Genomic DNA, 20,604 nt, shown 5'->3' on the forward strand with positions numbered 1-20,604 from the left:
TCTAACCTTCGGATGGGGCGGCCGGCGGGCTGGAAACGACTGGCGCGCCCGTCCGGATGATCCACCATCCCAGCGCTGCCATAACCAGCCCGATGGGAATCCCGTAGGGCGGCAGGCCGGCGTTGTACCCGAGGAATCCGGCGACGACGAACGCCCAACCGATCCACGCGGGGAACGTGCGCGAGCGCCAGCCGGTGAAGCCGAAGACCATCCAGCCCAGGGCGAAAAGCACGTAGCTGGAGAGCGCTCCGACGACCAGCATCCCGGACCCGCCCGCGAGGATCGCGCCGGGGGCGACGTCGGCGATCCAGGGGCCGGCGAAGCCGTCGAACCACATGTTGCCGGCCATGTCCAGGGTGCCCACCAGTGCGAAGCAGAAGCCGACAGCGCCCAGTCCGCCGGTCCGGCCGCCGAACCGGAAGTAGACGGAGACCAGCGCGAGCGTGAGCCCGATGAAGACCACCCAGTAGAGGGCGTTCGTGACCTGGAAGGGCGTCTGCCTCATCATCTCGATCCGGTCCAGGCCCCGGTCGGCAGCGAGCAGGCGGGCCACGTCGACTGCGGCGAAGACGAGGCCGGACACCAGTGCGATGGGACCGGCGGCCCTGGCTAGGGGTGAGGACATTGTTTCCTCCTGACTTGGATAGTGATGCTGTCAGTTCCTGAGCGGGAGCGATTGGCGCCGGTCGCCCGGCGCCCGCCACCCGCCGTCGTTCTTCACAGGGGGCGCATCCTTAGGGAGAAACGGCCGACGGCGGTGGCCGAGCGGGGTGCCCTGCGCCAGGCCCGGCGGTCCAGGACCACGGTGGCAAGCACCGCGAGCACGACGGCCAGGAAATAGATCAGCTCCGCTCTGCCTGCGTCGGTGGCGGTGAAGCCGAAGGACCCGACGGTGAAGGTGCCCTGGCTGTTGTGGAACAGAAGCGTGAGGAGGACGCTGCCGCCGGTGCGGTTGAAAAGCCAGACGTAGAGGAACGTGATGGCGAACGTCGTCGGCAGTCCGATCGCGCTTAGCCCGCTGAAGAGGACCAGCGGCAGGTGCCACAGCGTCACCAGCGCGCCCAAGACCGCCGCGGACAGCAGCGGCGGGCGCGATGCCTGGAGCAGCGGGAGGGCGTAGCCGCGGAAGCCGGGTTCTTCGCCGAGTGCCCCGTCCAGCGGGTTCACCAGCCGGACGGCGAACACGGTCATCAATCCGCCCCACGTCAGCCGTTCGAGGCCCGGGGCGGCGGCGCCGAGTGCCATGGTGATGAATCCGGTGACCAGGACCAGGGCCGCGGGAAGGAGGAGAGCCACGGCGTACCAGATCCATCCGACGCGCCACCGGATCAGCCGCCGTCCCCAGGCGCGGAACCCGGCGCGCCCCACCGCCAGGGCTATGACGATGACCGCCGCGGCAAGCGGACCCACTGACAGGAACTCCATCCGCGGCATCAGCCCGGCCGCGAAGAACGGCCACGAGGCCCAGGAAATTGCATAGGCCAGGACAAAGAAAGCCGTAAGCCTGTGGTGTTTTAACCAGTCCATTGAACGGCGCATTGCGGCTCCAAACGGTCGCTGCAGGTGCTCCCATTGTCCGCCCCTGTTGCTCCGGTGCGCCAGCAGCCGTTGCAGTGCTGCATCCGGGCTCCACGGGGTTCCGCCGGGCTCCACCGGGCCGAACCGGGCTCGCGGACCGCCGGGCTCCGGCGGGCCGAATGCTTGCAGGCACCTGCCATAACTGCTAGTCCTGTGAGGGAGGCAAACCTGCGGCGTTGGTGCCGCGGACAGCAGTACCCGGACGATGCCGAGTCAAGGAGTGTGCAGCATGCCGCGCAAGAACCCAGACGTTGAAGAGGCCGACGAGAAGGGCCTCGAGGTAGGTAAACCGAAGGAATGGGCCGCCGGCATCCCGGGCGTCCTGCACTCGATGCAGCCAGCCATCCAGCATATGGGCCTGGGCAGGACAGAGAAGACGCTGCTGGCCATGAACCAGAAGCACGGCTTTGACTGCATGAGCTGCGCCTGGCCGGACCCGGACCACCGGAAGACCTTTGAGTTCTGCGAAAACGGCGCCAAGGCCGTCACCTGGGAAGCCACGCCGGTGGTGATTGAATCGAACTTCTGGGCGGAGCACCCGGTCAGCGAGCTGCGCCAAAGAACAGAGTACTGGCTCGGAATGCAGGGCCGCCTGACGGAGCCGGTCTACAAGCCGGCAGGGGAGGACCATTACCGGCCCGTGAGCTGGGACGAAGCTTTCGGAATTCTGGGGCGGAAGCTGAACGGGCTCGCAAATCCGGATGAGGCCGCCTTCTACACGAGCGGCCGGACGTCGAACGAGGCCGCCTTCATCTACCAGCTGTTCGTGCGGGCCTTCGGCACCAACAACCTGCCGGACTGCTCAAACATGTGCCACGAATCGTCCGGCTGGGCGATGGGCCAGACCATCGGCATCGGCAAAGCCACCATCAGCTACGATGACTTCGCCAAGGCGCAGCTCATCATCATCATGGGGCAGAACCCGGGCACCAACCACCCGCGCATGCTCACAGCGCTGGAGGAGGCCAAGGAGGCCGGCGCGGAGATTGTGGCCGTCAATCCGCTGCCTGAGGCCGGGCTGCTGCGGTACAAGAACCCGCAAAAGGTCAAGGGCATCATTGGCCACGGCACCGACCTGGCGGACCAGTTCCTGCAGATCCGGGTGGGCGGGGACATGGCGCTGCTGCAGGCCATTTCGAAGCGGGTCCTCGACGCCGAGGCGAAGAATCCGGGGACGGTGCTGGACCATTCGTTCCTGGCAGAGCACTGCGAAGGCCTTGACGAACTGCGGGCGCACCTCGACGGGCTGGACGACGAGGCCGTCCTGGCAGCCACCGGGCTCCGCGCCGACGAAATCGACGAGCTGGCCGCCCGGTACCTGAAGGCGGACCGCGTCATCATCACGTGGGCCATGGGCATCACCCAGCACAAGAAGGGTGTGGCCACCATCAAGGAGATCATCAACCTTCTCCTGCTGCGCGGAAACATCGGCAAACCCGGCGCCGGCGCCTCGCCGATCCGCGGGCACAGCAACGTGCAGGGGGACCGGACCATGGGCATCTGGGAGCAGATGCCGCCAGCGTTCCTCGCCGCGCTCGGCAAGGAGTTCAGCTTCGACCCGCCGCGCGAGCACGGCGCCGACGCCGTGGAAACCATCCGCAGAATGCGCGACGGCGGGATCAAAGTTTTCGTGGCACTGGGCGGAAACCTGGTGGCCGCCATCTCGGACACGCATGCTGCCGAAGCGGCTATGGAGAACACCGACCTCACCGTTCAAATCTCCACGAAACTGAACCGCTCGCACACGGTGACGGGCAGGGAAGCCCTGATCCTGCCCACCATGGGGCGCACGGAAATCGACCTGCAGGAGTCGGGTCCCCAGTTCGTCTCCGTGGAGGACACTGTTTGCGCCGTTCACCCGTCGGCGGGGCGGGTGGAGCCCGTGGCGCCGAACCTGCTGTCCGAGGTGGCGATCGTTTGCCGGATAGCGCGCGAGACGGTGACGGGGAAGTCCAGCGCGGACTGGGCCGGATTCGAGAAGAACTACGACCTCATCCGCGAGCACATTTCCCACGTGGTGGCAGGCTGCGAGAACTACAACGACAAGATCAGGCAGGAAGGCGGCTTCGTCCTGCCCAACGGGCCGCGGGATTCGCGGACCTTCCCCACGCCCACCGGCAAGGCCATGCTGACGGTGAACCACCTGGAGGGCATCGAGCGTCCGGCCGGCACGCTGATCCTGCAGTCCGTCCGCTCGCACGACCAGTTCAACACCACGATCTACGGGCACAACGACCGTTACCGCGGCATCAAAAAGGGCCGGGACGTGGTGTTCGTCAGCCCTGAGGACATCGCCGAACTGGGCCTCAGCGACGGCCAGTTCGTGGATATCCATGGTGTGTACGGGGACAACGTGGAGCGGGTGATGAGGAAGCTGCGCGTCGTTTCGTATCCGACGGCAACCGGCTGCGCGGCCACGTACTACCCGGAGGCCAATGTCCTGGTGCCGCTGGACAGCGTCGCGGAGGGAAGCAATACCCCAGCGTCCAAGGCTGTGCTCGTGCGGTTGGAGCCCAGCGCGGAGACCGTGTAGCGCCGGGGTTTTCCCCAAAGCAGGGCGCCCTGAAGCGCGCCCTGCAGCGGCTCCCGCCCGGGAGCCAGACTCCCCCGGGAGCCAGACGCCTACTGGGCGGTGCTTGACCAGCCCTCGCTGTCGGGGCCGCCTTCGGGGCCGTGCTCGCAGAGCCGCAGGGCGACGTCGGCCGCCGATTGCACCGCCTCCTGTGGGGACGCGCTGCTGCCGTGTGCCCGGAGCCCTGCTGCGTAGCCAACCAGCAGTGCGGTGACCGGACCGGCCTGCCCGTTCACCGCACGGGACGACTCGTCGGCGAGGCGCGCCACCAGGTGCTGGTCCACCTTGAGGTCAAGGATCTGCAGCGCCTGGGTGAGCCGCTGGCTCCAGTGCGCGAGGTCCTGGTCTGCGGCCCCGGTGCCGGCCTCCCCGGAGGAGGCGGAGCCGCCGTCGCCTTCTGTAATGCCCGTCATTGGACTTCCTTTCGGTTGCTCATCTCTGGTGCCGGTTGGTGCCGGCGCTTCCGGCGGACGCGCCGGGGCGGGATGTTAGGTATCTATCGAGGTCATGTGCGGGTAGCGGGCCCCCGAGGCAGCGCCGGCCGGGGCAAGTTCATCAAGGCGGGCGAGGTCTCCGGCTGAAAGCTCGACGGCGGCCGCGCCCAGGTTCTCGGCCAGGCGTTCGCGCTTCTTGGTGCCGGGAATGGGCACGATGTGCCCTCCCTGCGCCAGCAGCCAGGCCAGGGCCAGCTGCGCCGGGCTGCACTGTTTCTCATCTGCGAGTTCCTTGACCCTGTCCACAAGCTGCAGGTTTCGGGTGAAGTTTTCGCCCTGGAATCGGGGAGACTGGCGCCGGAAGTCATCTGCTGCAAAGTCGTCAGGGCTGCGAAGCTGGCCGGTGAGGAAGCCCCGGCCAAGGGGGCTGTAGGGCACGAATCCGATTCCCAGTTCTGCCAGCACGGGGAAAACCTTCGTCTCCGGCTCCCGCTCCCAGAGCGAATACTCGGTCTGCAGGGCGGTTATCGGATGGACGGAGTGCGCCCGGCGGATCGTTTCAGCGCTGGCTTCGGACAGTCCCAGATGACGGACTTTGCCGGCCTCGACGAGCTCCGCCATGGCTCCGACGGTGTCCTCGATGGGGACAGTCTTGTCCACGCGGTGCTGGTAGTAGAGGTCGATGTGGTCCACGCCGAGACGCTGCAGGCTGGCGTCGCAGGCGGAGCGGACGTACTCGGGGTGGCCGTTGATGCCCACCCAGGAACCGTCCTCGTGCCGCTCGTTGCCGAACTTCGTGGCCAGGACCACATCTTCGCGCCGGCCGTAGATGGCCCTGCCCACCACCAACTCGTTCGTGAACGGGCCGTACATGTCCGCGGTGTCCAACAGGGTTCCGCCGGCGTCCAGGAAGGCATGGATGGTGGCGACGGACTCGCTGTCATCGCCGGTTCCGTAGAACTCGCTCATGCCCATGCAGCCGAGGCCGAGGCTGGAGACCGAAAGTGTGCCTAGTGTGCGGGATTCCATGGGGCTCTCCTCAGGTAGGTTGCGGGAGTGGCTCAGGGGGTGCGTGTAGTCGCCACTATAAGTCGGTTAGCAGCATTTTTGCTCCACTTTCGGGGCGCCGAAACACCCCCGCCCCGGGTCTGCCGCATGCTTACGCGGTTTTCCCGGCGGCTGGCGGCGGGGCTGCTTCCTGAAGTGGTGCAGAAATGCGCTATCCAAGGCACACAGCGGCGCGGGGAACAAACACCTACGGCGTGGGGCTGCCGCCGTTGACGTTCAGGGTCTCGCCCACCACGAAGCTCGATTCCGCCGAGGCCAGGAACACGTATGCCGGGGCGAGTTCGGCAGGCTGTCCGGCCCGGCCCAGGGGAGTGTCCTTGCCAAACTCGGGGAGGGCTTCCTTGGGCTGTCCGCTGCTGACCTGCAGGGGCGTCCAGATGGGGCCGGGAGCCACGGCGTTCACGCGGATGCCCTTCGGCGCCAGCTGCTGGGCCAGCCCCTTGGTGAAGTTGTTGATGCTCGCCTTCGTGGTGGCGTAGTCAACAAGTGTCGGCGACGGGTTGTAGGCCTGGATCGAGGTCGTGTTGATGATCGTGGAGCCGGCGGGGAGGTGCGGTACCGCGGCCCGGGTGAGCCAGAACATGGCGTACACGTTGGTCTTCTGCGTGTGGTCGAACTGCTCGTCGGTGATGTCGCCGATGTCCTCCTGCGCCACCTGCTTGCCGGCGTTGTTCACCAGGAGGTCCAGTCCGCCCAGTTCCTGCAGTGCGGTGTCCACCAGTTTCTGGCACGTGGCGGCATCCTTGAGGTCGCCGGGCACCTTCACGGCTTTGCGGCCGGCCTTTTCAATCAGGTTCGCGATCTTCGCCGCGTCTTCCTCCTCCTCGGGAAGATACGAGAGTACGACGTCGGCCCCTTCCCGGGCGAAGGCGATCGCCGTCGCTGCGCCGATGCCCGAGTCCGCGCCTGTGACGATCGCCTTTCTGCCGTCGAGACGGCCGGTGCCGCGGTAGCTGTCCTCGCCCAGATCCGCTTTGGGTTCAAGCTTGGCGTCCAGGCCGGGCTCGGGCTGGTGCTGCTTGGGCGGCGAGATGTGCTCGTAGGCGGTGACAGGATTTTTGAAGGTGTACTGGTCGGTCATGGTTCTCCTCCGTGGCGGTGTTGAACGGTGGTGTTGAACGCGGACAGGATCATCTTGCTCCGGGCGGTGCTGGCATTGCGGTAATGCTAAGCATGCTTACCGTCTACCCTAATGAGACGACGGCGGTGCCGCCAGTGGTGCCGCAAAATCGGGCAGCGGAGGAGCGGTCTGGGTACTGCATGTGACCGCCAGTGGCTGCCCCTTTCCTGGACTGCATCACATGATTAGGCTGGCAGTCCAACCCCGCCACGAGCGGTCGCCGGCGGCGGTCCCCAAGAGTGAATCCGGCAGGCGGTACCAAGGAGTGAAGGCGATGGACAACCAGGACATTCTGCAACGCATCCAGGCGCTGGTTGACGAAGAGCACCAGTTGCGTGAGCCTGCGGCTTCGGTCCCGGCCGGTGGCTCCGGTGAGAACGGATCCAGCGGGGATGATGACGGTCGGAGCGAACGCCGCGCCAGGCTGCGGCAGGTGGAAGAGGCGTTGGACCAGTGCTGGGACTTGCTGCGCCAGCGCCGGGCAAAGGTGAAGGCCGGCGACGATCCCAACGAGGCGGATGCCCGCCCCGTCAATGAGGTGGAGGGGTACGTCCAGTAAGAAGGGCCATCCGCAAGGGCGGCCGCCGCCGGCAGCCGCCCTTGCGGGTTGATGGTTACTGTTCCTGTCCGCTGTGCAGTCCGTCGTCGCTGCTGTCCGCGGAAGCCGCGTCGCCGGTGTCGTCGGAGAGGTCCATGTTGCCGCGGGCTTCCTCCATGGTTGGCCCGCCGGAGGGGACGCTGTAGCGCTCCGGGCGGATGCCGTGCGACTGCTCCTCGATGAGGGCCTGCTCCTCGCTGAAGCGGATGGCGTTGGCGTCATCACCGGCGTCGCCGGGAACGTCGTCCCGGAGCTTCGAAGGGTCCGGAACGATAAAGCCATCTGCTTTGCTGCTGTGTTCACTCACTGAACTCATCCCTTCTGTTTGGTGCCTCGCTCTATGTGGTAAGCCTACTTTCTATTTTCGCCACCGGGAAACGGTCTGGCATTCGAGCGGGAAGGTGGAGCGCGGAAGCGGTTGTGAGCCGGAAAAACCGAGACTTCCCGCTCAGTTCTGGTGTAATCCCCGTCATAGTCGGTCACGACACACAATGTTTACCAAACAAAGTCGTCAGATTTGCCCAGCACTTGGCAAACTACTGTGGGAACAATCGCTCTGTAAGGGGAACCATGCGCAAGACTGCCGCCGAAAACACCAACATCCGCCTTAAGGCCGTGCTGGACGTTCTGGCAGAGGGGGTGTTGTCGGGTGAATCGCAGAACGCCGGCGTCGTGCTGGCTGAAGCCCTGGTCCGGGTTCCGCTGAACGCCTACGAAGCTGAACTCCTCAGCGGCGGCATTCCCCGCGGCCACAAATCGCTCACCACCGCCACAGCCAAGCTGGTCAAGGCCGGCTGGCTGGTCAAGGGACGCTCCGGCTGGACCATTACCGAGGACGGACAGCGCGCAACGGTCGCTTTCCCGGACGCGGCCAGCTTCTCGGCCGCGCTCGACGCCGGAACTCCGGTCCCTGCCGGCACGCCCCTTCCGGTAGCCGCACCTGCCAAGCCGGCAGCCAAGAAGACGCCCGCGAAGGCCGCCGCGGCAAAGGCCGAGAAGGCTCCGTCCAAGGCAGCGAAGGTCGTCGACAAAGCGGCCAAGCTGATCGAGGACGCCGTGGCTCCCGTGGCTAAGGCGGTCCTGAAGAAGGCACAGGCCGACGCCGAAAACTCCGCGGCAACCATCGACCAGCCCGCCGCCGTGGCCGTGGCCGGCGACTTCAACACCCTGCTGGGCGCCCCGGAGAACTGGGCACCGCAGTACGACGAAGCGCAGATGAAGCTGGATGAGCTGGACCAGTTGTGGAAGCTGTCGGCCGAGATCCCGGCCGGCTACTACAACTTCAAGATCGCCCTCAACCGTTCCTGGGAAGAGAACTACGGCGCATTTGGCGCGTTCGATGGTGCCAACCACGAACTGCACCACTCCGGCGGCCAGCTCACCATCCGCTACGACCACCGGACCCGGGACATCACCGTCAACTGATCCCGTCCAGCCGAAGCCCCGCTGCTGCACCTGCCGCAGCGGGGCTTCGCCGTTCCCGGGCCGCCGGTCCCACATCGGCCGGTCGAGCATCACCCCGGTCGAGCCTTACCCCGCTGGTCGCGCCTGTCAAGACCAAGGCCGCCGGCGCTACATTGGTTCCATGACTGACTCGCAGGCAGCAGACCCGGACCGCGTCCGCCTCACCGCACGCGTCACGGGAGCGGTCCAGGGCGTCGGCTTCCGGTACTGGACCGCCCGCAAGGCCGACGAGCTGGGCCTGACCGGTTCGGTCAGGAACGACGACGACGGTTCGGTGGCCGTCGTCGCGGAGGGACCACAGCCCGACATCGTCGAATTCAGGCGCTGGCTCGGCTCATCCCGTGCACCGGGCAGGGTGTCGCACGTCGACGGGAAGGTCTCCCCGGCCGAAGGCGGATTCAGGGACTTTCAGGTCGTCAGCTGAGATCATCAGGCCTGAGTTCTCCAGGCCTGAGTTCTCCCGGGCTGAGCCCCAGGAATGCCCCGAGTTCCTCGAGCGCGAACGGTCGTGACGGCATGTAGTTGGTGAGTTCGGGGGAGCGGACGATGACGGCCCGCCACTGGCCCCGCGATACAGCCACATTGATCCGGTTGCGGTTGAGCAGGAACTCAGCCCCGCGCGGTGCCTCCGCAATCGCCGAACACGCCATGGACACCAGCACCACGGGAGCCTCCTGGCCCTGGAACTTGTCCACCGTTCCGGCCCTCACGGCGGACAGGCCCTCCTGGTCCAGGGCGTGCCGGATGGCCTGCACCTGGGCGTTGTACGCGGCCACCACCAGGATGTCCTTGGCTTCCAGCCGCCGGACCGGCTCGTCCTTGCCCGGCGTCCACTTGAGCCCGACATGCTCCCGCGCCAGTCCGACGATCGCTGCCGCCTCCTCGGCCGAACTCGTGGTGTTGCCGGCATGCGGCAGCAGAACGGTTCCCACCCCCGGCGGCACCCCGTCGAGATGGCGCAGGGATGCTGCCGGCGCGGATTCCAGCCTGCCGTCGTAACTGAGCACCGACACCTTGCTGCACAGTTCGGGATGCATCCGCCAGGAATCGGCGAGGAAGTAGCCCAGCTTGGCGGGCAGGGTGGCATGCCCGGCGGACAGCCAGCCTAGCGCCGACTCGTCGACCGGCTCCGGGTGGGAGCCCTGCGTGACCTGTGGAAGCTGCTGCGGGTCGCCGAGCAGCAGGAGCCGCTTCGCGGAGCGGGCCACGGCAAGCGTGTTGGCTAGCGAATACTGCCCTGCCTCGTCGATGACCAGCAGATCCAGCGAACCAGCCGGCACGCATTTGCCTGTCATGGTCCAGGCGGTTCCGCCGACCAGGCAACCGCCGTCGGCGTCCAGAAGCCGCGCGATGTCCTCGTCGGCGACGCTGGTCCACGGAACGTCGTGCGGTTGCGCCAGTCTCTTGGCTACAACGGCAGGGTCCACACCGGCTTTCATAATCGCCGTGCAGAGCATGTTCTCGACGACGGCATGGGACTGGGCGACCACGCCCACCTTCCATCCGGCCTCCACGAGACGGGCAACGACGTGGGAGCCGACGAACGTCTTGCCGGTTCCCGGAGGCCCCTGCACAGCGAGGTAGGACCGGTCCAGGTGTTCCAGCGCCCGGGCAATGGCAGAGACGTAGTCGGCGTGGCCCGCGTCGTCCGCGCCTACTGCAGGCAGATGCGGGAGACCGGCCAGCCGGGGTGCCGTCCGGCGGAGAATGTCCACCCCGGGATGCTTGGGAAGTGCTGGCAGGGAGGAGCCGACGAGCAGCGCCAGTTCCGCCAGCGCGGCCTCGATGCTGACGGTGGCAATGGGGCGGTCGTCCGTCAGCGCCAAGGGCAGCTGGAAATACGGCGGTACCTTGCCCGTGGACTTTTCCGTGATGGTGATGACGGTCCGGCCGGGCTGGTCGGGATGATCCTCCACGGCTTCCACGAGCGTGCCGAAAATGCCGTCGCGTGAGGGCGGCATGGTGGCTTCGTTGGGTGGTGCAACGGCGCCAGCCGAAGACCTGGCCGCGCCCGTGCCAGCACCAGCTGGCTGGACTGTTGGCGCGCGCCGCGGTGTCCGCCCGCCGTCGACCTCCCCGAGCCCGTCGGGCAGGGGGTCCTCGAACATCCGGAACCACTTGGAACCGGGCTTGAATTCCGAGCCCTCGCTCATGATCCCGGTGAGCCGCAGAGTGCGGGCCTCGGTCCTGGCCCGGGAGGTGGGTGGCGCCCAGTCCGAGACCACCTCGGCCGCTTCCACGATGAACACGTTGCGCTGGTCCCGCCACCTGTCCACCTCGGATTCGAGGCGGTCGAAGTGCTCCCACCAGAACTGTTTGCGCTCCCGGCGGTGGTAGCCGGTGGCCGCCGCGACCATGGCTACCGCCTGTTCATCGGCCGTCAGTTCGCGGTGCTCCGGAATGGCGTCGAGGAAGGCGCGCAGGCCTGTTTCCTCCGGCGAAGGTTCCGAGTCCGCAACTGCGTCCGACGGCGGCTGGGAGCCCGCCGCCGCCCCGCCGGGAGTCGTGGTCCCTACTCCGGCCGCCGCCAAGGCGCCGGCCTCGCCAGGAGCCACAGGCGAACCACCACGCAACTGCAGCAACCAGTCCCGGAGGCGGAGCGTGGAAAGGCAGTCGTACTGGTTGTAGTCGGAAATGGAGGCGAGGATGGCAGCCGCCTCTGCCTGCGTCTCGGGGCCGGCGTCGCGTGCCTCGCAGTAGGCGGCGTACGCCACCACCGAAGCGCCGGCGTCCTTGACGTCCCCGGACCGCAGGTTATCTCCCATGTACAGGGGCTCGAGCTTCTTGATGGAGTACGAGGCCTCGGAAATCCGGAGTGAATGCCGGACCGTGGCGTAGAGGTCCACGAGGAGCCCGTCCCGCAGCCACGAATCCACCACATCCTCGCCCGCCACATGGCTCAGCGAAAGGTTGCGCAGGGCCGTCTTTTCGTAGGGGGCGTAGTGGTAGACGTGCATGTCCGGATACTTTGCCCGGCGTTCCTCCACGTAGGCGAGGAAGTCCAGGAACGCCTGCCGTTCGCCCGCTCGCGAGTGAGCCCAGAACGGCCGGAAGACCGGTTCCTGGCCCGGCGGGTCAGTGGGCAGCGGGGCCTCAACCACACCGAAGAGGTACTCCAGGCCCCATTGGCCCGCGGGATCCTGCCAAAGCGGGTCGCCTTCGAAGTCGAAGAAGATGTCGCCGTCGCTCGGGGCTGGAATGCCGGCCAGCGCGTTATCTGCCAACACCCTGTACGTGACCGTGTGCGGCTGGCCCTCCTTCATGAAGGTACGTGAGCCGTCGGCTGCTTCCAGCCCGGTCTGCATCCTGGCTTGGTCCCGCAGGCGCCGCCGCGAACCCGTGGCCAGGTGGAGAGGCAGTCCAGCGAGGGCATCGATGGTGGTGACGCCATCCGCCACAAGCTTCCTGCGTTGGACGGAGGTCATGCCCGCCACCATCAGCAGGTCCCGGTGCCCGGCCACCTGCTCGGCGCAGTAGTCGCACCTGCCGCAGTAATTGACTCCGGGCTGTAGCCACGCAACCGGAGCCTCACCGCTACGGTGCGCGGTGGTGAGCGCACGGAACCGGGACCGGCGCTCGCGGTATACCGGCAGCAGATCGTCCAGTGAGTGCGAGCTGCGCTCCATATTTCCGAGCACCAGGGTGACGCGCGGCGCGGGCTCCAGCCCGAGGGCGATCAACTGGTCGCCATATGCGGCGAGCTGCAGCAGTGCTCCCACCTTGGCATGCCGCGCCAGCTTGGTGTCCCAGACCGCATACCGCTGGGCGCCACCGTGGCCGCCAGCCAGGTCATTGCCGGCCAGCTCAGACTCCTCCCGCACCAGGAAGTCCGCGTAGCCGAGGAATTCGCCGTCGAAGAAGGTGGCCTGGAAGACGACGTCGGCTCCGGTTCGGAGGGCGGTTGCGGTTTCCTTGGCCTTGTCCGCCAGGTCGGCGCGGTCCGTCGTTCCGCGGTCCACGCAGTAGACCCCGGTGCCCCGCGACGCGTCCCACGAGCCGAAGTCGTGAATGAGGCCGGCGAGTACCTTGTGCTCGTGGACGTCGCCCAGCTTGCCTGCCCGAGCCTGCATCTCGTCGGCCGGGAAATCGGCTTTGGGGGAGCGTCCCAGCTTCTCGTCCAGGATCCGGAGCGTGCGGTATTCGCACTCACTTGCGGCCACGAGGTCGCTGGCTGAGAACACCAGATCCGCTGGTGCTCCCGGCGTTGTTGGGTTGAGCAGGAACATGGGGCCTCCCCATTGGCAGCCTCGCTCCGGGACAGTTCCCGGTGCGCTGATTTGAATCTAGCAAGAGGCTATGACAATCACGCCGAAGCGGCCGGGAGCCGGGCCAATGGGAACCCTGCAGGCCTGCGCAGGTTAGTGGATGCGCGGGTTAGGAGACGGGCTGCTTGCCGTTGTGCGAGTAGGTGAGGCAGTCGGCGTTGTCCGGGCCGGGGCCAACATGGACTTCGGGTGCCTTGCACATGAGGTGGTCGTTATGGACGCATTCGGCACGCTGGCATGCGCCGACGCCGGCGAGGACCTTCGGAAGGCCGCCATGGATGCCGGTGTCGATGAACGTGGCGCACGAGGCATGGTCAGTGCTGCCGCCAACCGTGATGGCCTCGGCGTTACATTCGGAGTGGTCGTTGAAGGAGCAGTTGGTGACGCTGCAATCGGCTACATGCGTGCTCATGGGATTCCTCCAAGGCTTCGGACGCCCCGGCTGGGCGACTCGCTGTTCCCAACGTAGGCCGGATGGGCCGGATCAAAAAGACCCAATTGTGTTGCGTAATTGACGTAATTGCCGGAAGGGTCCTGCGGGTGCCGGCAGGGTCCCCGCCGGGACATCACCTGAGTCCGCAAGGCAGCCCCGGAGAGCCGAACCAACGCCATGAGTGTTTGCTCTCAATTCCCGCCGGCGCCCCATGGACCCCTTGCGGACGCCGTTCTAGACTGGCAGGACCCTCCACCTATAAGGCCCCGACGGAGACGTCCGGCCTTTCTGGGGAATGCCCTGGAGGGCGCATCACATCACTCATGAATCACCGCCGGCCCTTCCCGGGAAGGGTCCGTGACGCCAGGAGGAAAGAGATGGAAGGGAACAAAGCCGTTGCCTACAAGGCACCCGGCAAGGTGGAAGTCATCGATATCGACTACCCCACTTTTGAACTTAAGGACGGGCCGGGCGTAAACCCGGCCAACGTGGGGCGCCAGGTTCCCCACGGCGCCATTATCAAGACTGTGGCCACCAACATCTGCGGCTCGGACCAACACATGGTCCGCGGCAGGACCACGGCGCCACCGGACCTGGTGCTGGGCCACGAAATCACCGGTGAGGTGGTGGAGGTCGGGCCCGGCGTCGAATTCATCAAGGTCGGGGACATCTGCTCGGTGCCGTTCAACATTTCATGCGGCCGGTGCCGGAACTGCAAGGAGCGCAAGACCGGCATCTGCCTCAACGTGAACCCGGACCGGCCGGGCAGCGCGTACGGCTATGTGGACATGGGCGGCTGGGTGGGAGGCCAGGCCAACTACGTCCTGGTGCCGTACGCGGACTGGAACCTGCTCAAGTTCCCGGACAAGGACAGGGCCATGGAGAAGATCCTGGATCTCGCCATGCTCTCGGACATCTTCCCCACGGGCTTCCACGGCGCCGTGACGGCGGGGGTCGGCGTCGGCTCCACCGTGTACGTTGCGGGTGCCGGTCCCGTTGGGCTGGCAGCGGCGACGAGCGCGCATCTGCTGGGTGCCGCCGTCGTAATTGTGGGCGACATGAACAGCGACCGGCTGGCGCAGGCCCGCAGCTTCGGCTGCGAGACGGTGGACCTCAGCAAGGGCGGCCCGGCCGAGCAGATCGAACAGATCCTCGGCGTGCCCGAGGTGGACTGCGGCGTGGACGCCGTGGGCTTCGAGGCGAAGGGCCACGGCCAAGATGCGCAGGAGGCTCCGGCGACCGTGCTGAATTCCCTGATGGACATCGCGGCGGCCGGCGGCGCACTGGGCATTCCGGGGCTGTACGTGACGGGTGATCCGGGAGGCATTGACGAGGCTGCCAAGAAGGGTGCCCTGAGCCTGAGCCTCGGCACGGGCTGGGCAAAGTCGCTGAGCTTCACCACGGGCCAGTGTCCGGTGATGAAGTACAACCGGCAGCTGATGATGGCCATCCTCAACGACCGCGTGCACATCGCCAAGAACGTCAACGCGAAGCCGATTCCGCTGGACGAGGCACCGAAGGGCTACGCCGAGTTCGACGCCGGCGCCGCCACGAAGTACGTGCTGAACCCGAACGGATACCTCAGCTGACGCAGCGACGGAGCTGACGCAGGGCAGCGGTGCGGGCCGCATGCAGTTCCGGCCTGGGGGCTGGGCAGCATGCGGCCCATTGCCGTCGTCATGGAGTAGGGCCAGACTCATGGAACAACCGACCCAGCCGGAGGAGGAGATCCATGAACAGCCAACCTGACGAAACACCGCTCGAGGTCCCGGAGGTCGACGCGTTCGAACAGCGCCAGACGGCGGGCGGGGAGTCCGGGGACGAGGAACAGGGGCCGCTGCCGGAAGACGTTCCCGAGGCGGATGCCCTGGAGCAGAGGACTCCGCTGAGGTCCAACGGCCCGGCCGCGGCCCCGGACCTCTCCGCCGACCAATCGGCCGAGGCTGACGCCCTTGAACAGGCCACCGGCACGCCCGGAAGCGACGAGGACGACTACCCGCCGGCGGCCGAGGAGCCGAACTGGGGCTGAGCGGCGACTACTTGCCGCCAGCGACAGTGCCGCCACACTGGGCCAGGACGGAGGACATGGCGGTGCGTTCTGCCTGGGTCACCCACAGCTTGTACTTCGCCTTGACCGAAATCTGCCGCGCGACGTACGGGCAGCGGTAGGCGCGGCTGCCGGGCAGCCAGGTGGCGGCGTCGCCGTCGGACTTCTGCTGGTTGGCGGGGCCGGAAACGGCCAGCAGGTTCAGGGGATCGTTCGCCAAAGCGGTCCGCTGAGCCTTGCTGAGGCGCTGGGCGCCCTTCTGCCACGCGTCGCTGAGGGCGACGACGTGGTCGATCTGGACGGCGCTGCTGGTTTTGCTGCCGCGGGTGAAGGCGATGGTGGTGGCCGTGTACGGATCAGCCAGGGAGCCGGTCAGGACGATGCAGCTGTTAGTTCCCGGCTTGCGCGTGGTCTTGGTGAGGTCCCGGGCGAGGATGTCGTTGCGGGTGTCGCAGCCGTTGTGGTCCGTGTCGGACCAGGCGGGCCCGAACTCCTCCCGGTCGTAGCCCGTCTTCGGGGCGCGGCCCTTGACGGGCAGGCTGGCGAGGAGGTCGGCTGCTTTGACGGCGTAGCCGGGCGCGTAGCCGGCTGACCCGCCGGGGACAGCGTCCGACGACGGCTGCCGGGTTGCGCTGATGACCCCGCCGCAGGCGGTGGTGGCCAGGATGGCGGCGGCAAGGGCGCCGGCTGCAAGCCAGTTCCTCCTGCGGGGCGGTGCTTGGTGCAAGGCGGTTTACTCCCGTGGCGCTGGCTGTCGATTCAACGGTCGATAGTACTGGCCGGCGGGACGGAGCCCGCGGTGCCACGCGGATGACGCGCTGAAACGCAGAGAGCCCCGCACTGCCTGACGGCTTTGCGGGGCTTCTCCTAGCGGCAGGACCACCCCGGATGGGGGATACGCGGTGGGCCTGCTCCTAGGCTAGAGACGTTTCCTGAAAATTGGCTAGGAGTCTTTGGTGAAGGTTCTCATCCTTGACTTCACTGCCGGGCTAAACCAGTGTTGAAATCGCACTGACCAGCAGGTTTTTCCTTCAAAAGGAGATGCGTCATGACTCTTCCCGCAGGCCTGACCCCCGGCATCTGGACACTCGACATGTCCCACAGCGAGATCGGCTTCAGCGTGCGGCACGCCGGGATCAGCAAGGTCCGGGGGCGGTTCCGGGAAGCCACCGGCGAAGCCCATGTGCGGGACTCCCTGGCCGATTCGTCGCTGCATGCCACCGTGAGCACCGCCAGCTTCGATTCCGGTGACGCCAACCGCGACGCGCATGTGAAGGGGGAGGACTTCTTCGACGTCGGACAGTTCCCGGCGATGACCTTCAAGGGCACGCACATCGACGGCGACGGCGAGGACTACACGCTGACCGGCGACCTCACCATCAAGGGCATCACCAAGCCTGTTGAGCTGGAGGTCGAGTTCACCGGCGTGGCCGTCGACCCATTCGGGGCCACCCGCGCAGGCTTCTCGGCCGAAGCCGAGATCAGCCGCAAGGAGTTTGGCCTGACCTGGAACGCCGCCCTGGAAGCCGGCGGCCTCCTGGTCAGCGACAAGGTGAAGATCAACCTCGAAGCCGCCCTGGTCAAGCAGGCGTAGGCGCCGCTGGCCCGTCGGGGCTGCTTGGGCCCACACCGTCAGGGTTCCCTGGCCGAGCTTGCCAGGTTAGGGAGACGGTGGGGATTAGGAAAGCCGGGCTATGCTGCGCCGGACCGGCCGCGAGACTGTGCCGTCCGAGAATAGCTCGGGCGATGACGCCTGGATGCGCTTGACGTCCTCGAACACGCCGCGCAGGTGCACCCGCAGTGAGCTGTCGGCTTCGGGGCGGTTGTTGGCTTCGAGCGCGTCCACCACGGCGGTGTGCTGTTCGATCAGCGTGGAGACGGGGCGGGTGTCGATGAGACTGAGCCGCCGCGCGCGGTCGAGGTGCGCCTTGGCGGAGTTGACCGCGGTCCAGGCGGACTCGTGACCGGCCAAGCGGAGGAGCTCGCGGTGGAAGGCCTCGTCTAGCCGGAAGAACTCCTCGACGTCGCCGGCGGCTTCCGCCTCGCGCTGCGCGGCCAGGATCCCGCGCAGCCCAGCGAGCCCCGTGGCGTCGACCACTGCGTCCTTCAGGGAGGCGCATTCGATGGCCACGCGGACGAACTGGGCCTCAGCCACGCGGCCCAGGTCCACGAGCGAGACAAACGAGCCGATCTGCGGGAAGACCTGCACCAGCCCTTCTTCGCGCAGCAGGATGAGGCTTTCGCGCACCGGCGTCCGGCTGACGCCGAGTTCCTGGGCGAGCTCGTTCTCGGACAGCGGCTCGCCGGGCGGGAGCTGCAGGGAGATGATGCGACGCCGGAGCGTATCCAGTGTCTGGTCCCGCACGGAAAGCCGCGGAGACTGCCCTTTTTCGGGTTTGCCGGTTGCCATGCATCCAGTGTAGCCACCGTTGACAAACTAGAATGGTAGTGCTTGTATGGTAGTCAGTAGCGGCCGCAGGACAGCTCTCCTGTCCACCCAACCGGCCATATTCAGGCAGAACCCCCTTCTTCATCGCCTGCAAAGGAGCAACTGATGACCGAGAGCATTGCACCGCCCACCGCCAAGACCGAAACAAGGACCACCCGCGACCTCGCGAAGGTGGCGGTCTCCGGCTGGCTGGGAACGGCCATGGAATTCATGGACTTCCAGCTCTACTCGCTGGCCGCGGCCATTGTCTTCAACAAGATCTTCTTCCCCGACGTCAGCCCGGTCATCGGCCTCATCGCGGCGATGGCAACCTACGGCGTCGGCTACGTGGCACGCCTGGTCGGCGCCGTCTACTTCGGCCGCATGGGTGACCGGATCGGCCGCAAGAAGGTCCTCTTCATCACCATCGCCCTGATGGGCGCGTCCACCACGCTCATCGGTGTGCTGCCCACCTACGCCATGGTGGGCATCTGGGCGCCCATCCTGCTCGTGGCACTGCGACTGATCCAGGGCTTTGGTTGCCGGCGCGGAAATCGCCGGCGCCACCGTGATGCTGGCGGAATACGCCCCGGCCCGCCGCCGCGGCCTGATCTCCTCGCTCGTCTGCCTGGGCACCAACTCCGGTACCCTCGCCGCCTCCGCGCTCTGGGCCATCCTGGTGGCGGTACTCTCCGAGGACCAGCTGCTGACCTGGGGCTGGCGCCTGCCGTTCCTTGCCAGCTTCCTGCTGATGATCTTCGCCGTCTGGATCCGCCGCTCCCTCAAGGAGAGCCCGGTCTTCGAACAGCGTGAGGACGTTGTCGACGGCGTCGCACTCGCCAAGCGCGACCTCGCCGCCGACGCAAACACGTCCGCAGCAAACGAAGCAGACCAGCCCAAGCACAAGAGCCAGTCCACCAGCACGATCGAAGCCGCACTGCACCAGCGCAAGGGCAAGTCCTTCCTGATCGCCCTCGGCCTCCGGTTCGGGCAGGCCGGCAACTCCGGCCTCATCCAGACCTTCCTCATCGGCTACCTCGCCACGGTCCTGCTCATGAACAAGTCCGTCGGCACCACGGCCATCATGATCGGCTCGATCATCGGCTTCGCCACCATCCCGCTGATCGGCCTCCTGGGCGACCGCTTCGGCCGCCGGCCCCTCTACATCATCCTGAGCGCCATCACCGCAGTCTTCGCGATTCCCATGATGCTCATGGTCACCAGCGGCAACCCCACCCTCGTCACCATCGCCGTCGTCGCCGGCCTGAACCTGGGCGTACTGAGCTCTTCTCGATGGAGAGCGTCACCATGGCCGAGTTCTTCGGAGCCCGCACCCGCTTCACCCAGCTCGCCCTGGCCAAGGAAATCGGCGGCATCCTCGCCACTGCCATCGGCCCGATCCTCGCCGCCACGCTGACCGCCGTCACCGGGCACTGGTGGCCGCTGGCCGCCATGCTCATCGGCTACTCGCTGATCACGCTGGTCGCCGCAACTGTTGGCCCCGAAGTCCGCGGCCGCGACCTGGTCCGCCTGGAAGACGCCGCATGAAAGCGGTAGTCGTCCACGGCGCCAACGACCTCCGCATCGACGAACGCCCCGAGCCCGTCGCCGGGCCGGGGGAGGTTGTCCTCGACGTCGAATGGGGCGGGATCTGCGGATCCGACCTTTCCTACTGGCGCCACGGCGCCTCCGGAACGGCGCAGCTGAAGTCCCCGCTGGTCCTGGGCCACGAGGTGGCCGGCCGGATCGCGCAGCTCGGCGACGGCGTCGAAAACCTCGACGTCGGCCAGCCGGTCACCGTCCATCCCGCCGAACTCGTGGGGGACGGGATCATGCCGGAACGGCTGAGCGGCCGGACCAACCTGTACCCCCGGATCCGGTACTTCGGTTCCGCGGCTTTCGATCCGCACACCGACGGCGGCTTCAGCGAACGGAAGCTGGTCCGCGCGTCGCAGATCCGTCCCCTTCCTGATGGCGTGGACACCCTCCGCGGGGCACTTGCTGAACCCCTCGCCGTCGCCCTTCACGCGGTCAGCCGCGCCGGTGACCTCGCCGGCCGCGACGTGCTGGTCAACGGCGCCGGCCCGATCGGATCCCTGGTGATCGCCGCCGCCAAGTACGCCGGCGCACGGACCGTCATCGCCACGGACATCAACGACGCCTCGCTGCGGATCGCAACTGCCATGGGCGCGGACGAGATCCGCAACCTCTCCGACGGCGGAACGCTGCCGGAGGACGTGGAGTTGGTGTTTGAAGCAACCGGCATTCCCGCCGTGCTGGGCGGCATCCTCCGGGCCACCGCCCGGGGCGGCACCATCGTCCAGGTGGGCAACCTGCCCGGAGCCCCCGCCCCGGCCGCGCTCGGGGACCTCGTGACCCGCGAGATCACCTGGATCGGCTCCTACCGGTTCGCGGACGAGATCACCGACGCGCTCAAGGCCATGTCCGACGGCCTGGACGTCGCATCCGTCATCACCCACAAGTTCGGCATCGACCAGGCCGCGGAAGCAATGCGGATCTCCGCGGATCCGGCCGCCGGCAGCAGCAAGGTCATGCTCCGCCTCTCCTCACCCAACTGACTCGCAGTAGATGTCGTT

Annotated in this window: 18 protein-coding genes and 1 pseudogene; 9 read left to right on the top strand and 10 right to left on the bottom strand. The window is 66.9% G+C overall.

Going from position 1 to position 20,604, the window contains the following annotated elements:
- Position 1 precedes the first annotated feature (1 nt).
- The gene (locus ACFRAU_RS03940) at positions 2-625 is read right to left on the bottom strand and encodes a hypothetical protein (protein ID WP_377998890.1); all 624 of its coding nucleotides are present in this window, start codon (positions 623-625) and stop codon (positions 2-4) included.
- 92 nt (positions 626-717) lie between these two features.
- The gene (locus ACFRAU_RS03945; RefSeq protein ID WP_377998891.1) at positions 718-1,527 is read right to left on the bottom strand and encodes a CPBP family intramembrane glutamic endopeptidase; all 810 of its coding nucleotides are present in this window, start codon (positions 1,525-1,527) and stop codon (positions 718-720) included.
- Positions 1,528-1,807: 280 nt separating this feature from the next.
- Here ACFRAU_RS03945 and ACFRAU_RS03950 point away from each other — a divergent pair, with 280 nt between their 5' ends.
- The gene (locus ACFRAU_RS03950) at positions 1,808-4,111 is read left to right on the top strand and encodes an FdhF/YdeP family oxidoreductase (protein ID WP_377998892.1); all 2,304 of its coding nucleotides are present in this window, start codon (positions 1,808-1,810) and stop codon (positions 4,109-4,111) included.
- Positions 4,112-4,200: 89 nt separating this feature from the next.
- Here the strand turns inward: ACFRAU_RS03950 and ACFRAU_RS03955 are convergent, their stop codons facing one another.
- The 3 genes from ACFRAU_RS03955 to ACFRAU_RS03965 all read right to left on the bottom strand — a co-directional run bounded on the left by ACFRAU_RS03955 (position 4,201) and on the right by ACFRAU_RS03965 (position 6,733).
- Positions 4,201-4,563, bottom strand: a complete 363-nt coding sequence (locus ACFRAU_RS03955) for a DUF6457 domain-containing protein (RefSeq protein ID WP_377998893.1) — start codon at positions 4,561-4,563, stop codon at positions 4,201-4,203.
- Between the two features lie 75 nt (positions 4,564-4,638).
- Positions 4,639-5,613 carry an aldo/keto reductase gene (locus tag ACFRAU_RS03960; RefSeq protein WP_377998894.1) on the bottom strand — a complete coding sequence of 325 codons (975 nt, stop codon included), beginning with the start codon at positions 5,611-5,613 and terminating at the stop codon, positions 4,639-4,641.
- 226 nt (positions 5,614-5,839) lie between these two features.
- Positions 5,840-6,733, bottom strand: a complete 894-nt coding sequence (locus ACFRAU_RS03965) for a glucose 1-dehydrogenase (protein ID WP_377997131.1) — start codon at positions 6,731-6,733, stop codon at positions 5,840-5,842.
- A gap of 313 nt (positions 6,734-7,046) precedes the next feature.
- Here ACFRAU_RS03965 and ACFRAU_RS03970 point away from each other — a divergent pair, with 313 nt between their 5' ends.
- The gene (locus ACFRAU_RS03970; protein WP_377998895.1) at positions 7,047-7,331 is read left to right on the top strand and encodes a DUF2630 family protein; all 285 of its coding nucleotides are present in this window, start codon (positions 7,047-7,049) and stop codon (positions 7,329-7,331) included.
- 55 nt (positions 7,332-7,386) lie between these two features.
- Here the strand turns inward: ACFRAU_RS03970 and ACFRAU_RS03975 are convergent, their stop codons facing one another.
- A complete protein-coding gene (locus ACFRAU_RS03975; protein ID WP_377997130.1) occupies positions 7,387-7,686 on the bottom strand; it encodes a hypothetical protein in 300 nt (99 codons plus the stop codon).
- A 254-nt stretch (positions 7,687-7,940) separates the two neighbouring features.
- Between ACFRAU_RS03975 and ACFRAU_RS03980 the strand changes: the two genes are divergently transcribed.
- Positions 7,941-8,795, top strand: a complete 855-nt coding sequence (locus ACFRAU_RS03980; protein ID WP_377998896.1) for a glycosidase — start codon at positions 7,941-7,943, stop codon at positions 8,793-8,795.
- Positions 8,796-8,955: 160 nt separating this feature from the next.
- Positions 8,956-9,258, top strand: coding sequence for an acylphosphatase (locus ACFRAU_RS03985; RefSeq protein WP_377998897.1), 303 nt, complete (start codon positions 8,956-8,958; stop codon positions 9,256-9,258).
- Here ACFRAU_RS03985 and ACFRAU_RS03990 read toward each other — a convergent pair.
- Positions 9,251-13,060: a TM0106 family RecB-like putative nuclease gene (locus ACFRAU_RS03990; RefSeq protein ID WP_377998898.1), complete on the bottom strand. Its 3,810-nt coding sequence runs from the start codon at positions 13,058-13,060 to the stop codon at positions 9,251-9,253. The two genes, ACFRAU_RS03985 and ACFRAU_RS03990, sit on opposite strands and share 8 nt — an antisense overlap.
- 148 nt (positions 13,061-13,208) lie before the next feature.
- Positions 13,209-13,511 (bottom strand): DUF1540 domain-containing protein, encoded by a 303-nt coding sequence (locus ACFRAU_RS03995; RefSeq protein WP_377997126.1) that lies wholly within the window; start codon positions 13,509-13,511, stop codon positions 13,209-13,211.
- Between the two features lie 398 nt (positions 13,512-13,909).
- Here ACFRAU_RS03995 and fdhA point away from each other — a divergent pair, with 398 nt between their 5' ends.
- Together fdhA and ACFRAU_RS04005 are read left to right on the top strand one after the other, a co-directional pair.
- Positions 13,910-15,121 (top strand): formaldehyde dehydrogenase, glutathione-independent, encoded by a 1,212-nt coding sequence (fdhA, locus tag ACFRAU_RS04000; protein ID WP_377997125.1) that lies wholly within the window; start codon positions 13,910-13,912, stop codon positions 15,119-15,121.
- 143 nt (positions 15,122-15,264) lie between these two features.
- Complete coding sequence (locus tag ACFRAU_RS04005; RefSeq protein ID WP_377997124.1) at positions 15,265-15,561, top strand: hypothetical protein; 297 nt, start codon at positions 15,265-15,267, stop codon at positions 15,559-15,561.
- Positions 15,562-15,568: 7 nt separating this feature from the next.
- Here ACFRAU_RS04005 and ACFRAU_RS04010 read toward each other — a convergent pair whose 3' ends face one another.
- Entirely contained in the window at positions 15,569-16,306 is a 738-nt protein-coding gene (locus ACFRAU_RS04010; protein WP_377998899.1) for an HNH endonuclease family protein, read from the bottom strand.
- A 321-nt stretch (positions 16,307-16,627) separates the two neighbouring features.
- Here ACFRAU_RS04010 and ACFRAU_RS04015 point away from each other — a divergent pair, with 321 nt between their 5' ends.
- On the top strand, positions 16,628-17,173 hold the full coding sequence (locus ACFRAU_RS04015; RefSeq protein ID WP_377997122.1) for a YceI family protein: 546 nt from the start codon (positions 16,628-16,630) through the stop codon (positions 17,171-17,173).
- A gap of 84 nt (positions 17,174-17,257) precedes the next feature.
- On the opposite strand, the gene ACFRAU_RS04020 is transcribed toward ACFRAU_RS04015, so the two are convergent.
- Positions 17,258-17,989 carry a GntR family transcriptional regulator gene (locus ACFRAU_RS04020; protein WP_377998900.1) on the bottom strand — a complete coding sequence of 244 codons (732 nt, stop codon included), beginning with the start codon at positions 17,987-17,989 and terminating at the stop codon, positions 17,258-17,260.
- Positions 17,990-18,133: 144 nt separating this feature from the next.
- Between ACFRAU_RS04020 and ACFRAU_RS04025 the strand changes: the two are divergent.
- Positions 18,134-19,555: pseudogene (locus tag ACFRAU_RS04025) on the top strand (MFS transporter).
- Positions 19,552-20,586 (top strand): L-idonate 5-dehydrogenase, encoded by a 1,035-nt coding sequence (locus ACFRAU_RS04030; protein WP_377998901.1) that lies wholly within the window; start codon positions 19,552-19,554, stop codon positions 20,584-20,586. The pseudogene ACFRAU_RS04025 and the gene ACFRAU_RS04030 overlap by 4 nt, the downstream one beginning before the upstream one ends.
- Positions 20,587-20,604: the final 18 nt, after the last annotated feature.

Source organism: Arthrobacter sp. NPDC056691 (assembly GCF_042791415.1).
Taxonomy (GTDB): Bacteria; Actinomycetota; Actinomycetes; order Actinomycetales; family Micrococcaceae; genus Arthrobacter.